General features: G+C 64.9%; 5 protein-coding genes. 1 reads left to right on the forward strand and 4 read right to left on the reverse strand.

The features are described 5' to 3' along the window. The 4 genes from JOY90_RS29350 to JOY90_RS29365 all read right to left on the reverse strand — a co-directional run. A partial coding sequence (locus JOY90_RS29350; protein WP_291694589.1) for an MFS transporter occupies positions 1-1,168 on the reverse strand: 1,168 nt, incomplete at its 3' end. Beyond that, positions 1,165-1,494, reverse strand: coding sequence for a hypothetical protein (locus JOY90_RS29355; RefSeq protein ID WP_291694590.1), 330 nt, complete (start codon positions 1,492-1,494; stop codon positions 1,165-1,167). The genes JOY90_RS29350 and JOY90_RS29355, both read right to left, overlap by 4 nt. Next, entirely contained in the window at positions 1,481-2,056 is a 576-nt protein-coding gene (locus JOY90_RS29360) for an isochorismatase family protein (protein WP_291694591.1), read from the reverse strand. The genes JOY90_RS29355 and JOY90_RS29360 overlap by 14 nt, the downstream gene beginning before the upstream one ends. A gap of 51 nt (positions 2,057-2,107) precedes the next feature. Next, complete coding sequence (locus JOY90_RS29365; RefSeq protein ID WP_291694593.1) at positions 2,108-2,560, reverse strand: MarR family transcriptional regulator; 453 nt, start codon at positions 2,558-2,560, stop codon at positions 2,108-2,110. A 318-nt stretch (positions 2,561-2,878) separates the two neighbouring features. Between JOY90_RS29365 and JOY90_RS29370 the strand changes: the two genes are divergently transcribed. Beyond that, positions 2,879-3,700 (forward strand): DUF1989 domain-containing protein (locus tag JOY90_RS29370; protein WP_291694592.1); only part of this gene is annotated, 822 nt, incomplete at its 3' end.

Here is a 3,700-nt window from a genome sequence, read left to right on the forward strand (position 1 = left end):
CGACGGCGGCCGCGAAGCCGGCGGCGGCGCCGACGCCGAGTGCCCACCGCGGGCCGAAATGATCGGCAACCCATCCGACGATCGGTGCGCCGATCGGGGTGCCGCCCAGCGCGACGCCGAGCCGCAGCGCCATCACGCGTCCGCGCATCGCGGGCTCGGTCGAGAGCTGCATCAGCGCGTTCGACGTGTTCGTCACCGTCAGAGCCGCGACGCCGATCACCACCAGCGCAGCCGCGAACAGCCAGTAGTTCGGCGCCAGGGCGGCCAGCGTGCAGCCGAGGCCGAAGATCGCAGCACCCAGCAGCAGCGAATTGAAGCGCGGCCGCTCGCGGCTTGCGGCCAAGAGCGCGCCCGACATCGTGCCGATCGCCATCATCGAGGACAGCAGGCCGAAGCCGCGCGCATCGGTGTGGAACACACCGACCGCCATGGTCGAGATGAAGATCGGAAAGTTCAGCCCGAAGGTGCCGATCAGGAACAGCATGATCAGGGTCGTCCGCAGGTCGGAACGCGACCAGACATAGTGAAAGCCCTGCAGGACGCCACCCCTGGTGCGGTGAGCGCGCGCATTGGGACGAAGCTCCGACCTGCGCAGTTGCGACAGCGAGGCCAGCACCGCCATGAACGACGCGCCATTGAACAGGAACGTCCAGCCGGTGCCGACGGAGGCGATGACGAGGCCGGCGACCGCAGGTCCGATCATGCGTGCGGCATTGAACGAGGTGGAGTTCAGCGCGATCGCGTTCGACAGATCGGCATCGCCGACGAGCTCGGCAACGAAGGTCTGGCGTACCGGGGCGTCGAGCGCCGCGCTGCAGCCGAACAGGAAGGCGAACACATAGACGTGCCAGAGCTGCACCAGGCCGGTGACGGTGAGAAGCCCGAGGATGAGCGCGAGCGCACCCATCGCCGCCTGGGTGGCCATCAGAAGCTTGCGCTGGTTGAAATGATCAGCGGCGAAGCCTGACCAGGGCATCAGGAGCAACTGCGGTCCAAACTGCAATGCCATCACGACACCGACGGCGGACGCGCTATGCTGCGTGAGCTGGGTGAGAACCAGCCAATCCTGGGCGGCGCGCTGCATCCATGTGCCGATGTTGGACACCAGCGCGCCGGCCGCCCAGACCCGGTAGTTGAAGCTCCGCAACGATCGAAACACGCGTCTCATGTTCGCTCGGGTTCATTGCCGCCGTGAAACCGTCCGAACCGCCGCGCCAGGAAGAGGCCGATCAGAAGTCCGCCGAGACCGAGCGCGACGACGTCGCCCGTGCTCCTCAAGCCGAAATCGCCGACGCGGCAAACCAGGAGATATCCGATGAGGAGGTTGAAGAAGCCCCACAGGATGTTGACAGTCGACGTCGATAGACCCTCGCCTCGCGGCTTCGCGAAGGGAGTCTGGAATGGCTCTCCCATCATGCCGGCGACGACATGAGGGATGGCATTGGTGAGGAAGGCGCCGCCGAAAAAGTACGCCACGAGGTCAAGCCAGTTCATGCCTGCTGGTCCTTTCAAGGAGATCGACGATGGCCTGCGTCGAGCCGGTTTCGCCGAGCCGCGGGAACACGTTGGCGATGCTGTAGTCATGCGCGTTCGGCCGTATATCGGTCATGGCGTCGATGGCGAGCGTGACGTTGAAGCTGGCCTCATAAGCCTGGCGCGCCGTCGCTTCGACGCCAGTGCCGGTCGCGACTCCGGCGATCACGACTTGCGTGACGCCGCGGGCTCTGAGCTGGCTCTCGAGATCGGTGCTCGCGAACGCGCCCCATGTCCGCTTCGTGACCACGATATCGCCGGTCCGCCGGCCGAGTTCCGGGAGAAAGTCGGTCCAACCATCAGGGAACTGTCCAGCCTGGCGCGGCCGCTCCGTTCGTCCCGGCGCAACGCCATCGACATTGACCAGCGCGATCGGCAGGGCGTGCCGTCGAAACGCGGCGATGAGTGCGCAGGCGTGTGCCACGACAGCATCGATCGGATGGGTGAAAGCCGAGCCGACGAGACCGGTTTGCAGATCGACGATGATGAGGGCGGTGATCGGATCGAGGATCGTGAGCGGCATGATCGTGCTTTCAGCCAGATGTTTCGCGTGATCGGTGCGGCAAGGTCGACATCAATCTTCGACGAGCCGCTTCAACAACCTGACCGCCGCGGCAAGTTCCTGCTGCTCTCGCGGAGACAGCTTCGTCGCAAGGGTGCGTGACAGCCAATCCTGCCGCGCGGCCCGGCCGTTGCGCAGCCGCTCGCGGCAGGCGTCGGTGAGCGACATGATGGTTTGCCGGCCGTCGTCGGGATCGGGCACGCCGCGGACGAGGCCGGCAGCCTCCAGCGCCGCGATCGCTGCGCTCATCGACTGCGGACGCATCCCCTCCGATCGCGCCAGGCCGGATACGGTCGCAGGCCCATCCTTTTCGAGGCGAAGCAGGACTGCGACCTGGGAAGGGGCGAGATCCTCTCGCTGACCCTGCTCGCGAAGCCGTCGCTTCAGCGTTCCAATGAGCAAGCGAAGGTCTTCCGCAAGCGCGGATGTGCGTGCCGCCCCGGCACTGCCTGATGGATTGTTCATGCAGGCCGGATTAGCATATATGAAGATAAACTGTAAAGATAATCTTCGCAGCTTATCTGTAGAACTGCTGCAGGCCGCCGCGTCCCCGCAGCCAGTCGGAGGCGGAGATGCTTTGCCGCTGCTCGGATCACGACGGCGCACGAAAATTCATCGGCCGTGACCCAAAGCGGGAATGAGCGGCGCGGCGCTCGCCAATCGCCAGGCGCGCTCGTCTGCCTTGTCGTTGTCCTCGCAACGCCGCGACGGATTGCTTCTATCAGGGGCGACGCACAGACTGTAAGTGATCGTCACCCCGTCGAGCTGACCCGAGGTCGAAATATGTCGTCAAGGACGCCACCTGCCCCCGCCGACGCAGCCCTGCGCCGTGCGGCCCAACCGACAATCGTTTATCCGGCCGGCACAATGTCCAGGCCCGACATGGCTGTGCTCGAATCCGCTCGGCGCACGATGGTCAAGATTCACGAAGTCGTGGTACCGCCGCGCGACGCCCGCGCATTTCGTGTGTCACGCGGCCAATTCTTCCGGGTTGTCAGCATCGAGGGCCCCCAGGTCGGCGACCTCAATCTCTGGAACGCGGACGATCTCTCCGAGCGCTTCTTCAGCGGCAAGACGCGAGCGCTCCACGCAACCCATGTCGGCGCCGGTGACCGGCTCTGGAGCACCATGCCTCATCTCAGGCCCATGGTGACCATCAGCCATGACACGCTCGGCTGGTACGGCCGGGATTCGGACGGGGCCGGCATCCACGACGTCATCGGCACGCGCTGTGATCCCTATACCAATCTCCTGTTGGGCGGCGCTGCTTACGATTTCTGCTGCCATTCCAACCTGTCGCGCGCGCTTGCCGCCGAACTGAAGGCGGAGCCCTGTGCGGTGGAGCATCATGTACACGACGTGCTCAACGTCTTCATGTGCACCGGGTTCACCAAGGACACGCACCAGTATTTCATGAAGGCAAGTCCGGTCCGCCCCGGCGATTTCATCGAGTTTTTCGCGGAGATCGATCTGCTCGGCGCCTTGTCGGCCTGTCCCGGTGGCGACTGCAGCGCGACCCATTCGAGCGATGCTGCGCCGTGCTACCCGCTTCTGATCGAAATCTTCGAGCCGGATCGAACCACTCTTGCTACCTGGGCATGGCCG

This window comes from Bradyrhizobium sp. (assembly GCF_019242285.1).
GTDB lineage: Bacteria > Pseudomonadota > Alphaproteobacteria > Rhizobiales > Xanthobacteraceae > Bradyrhizobium.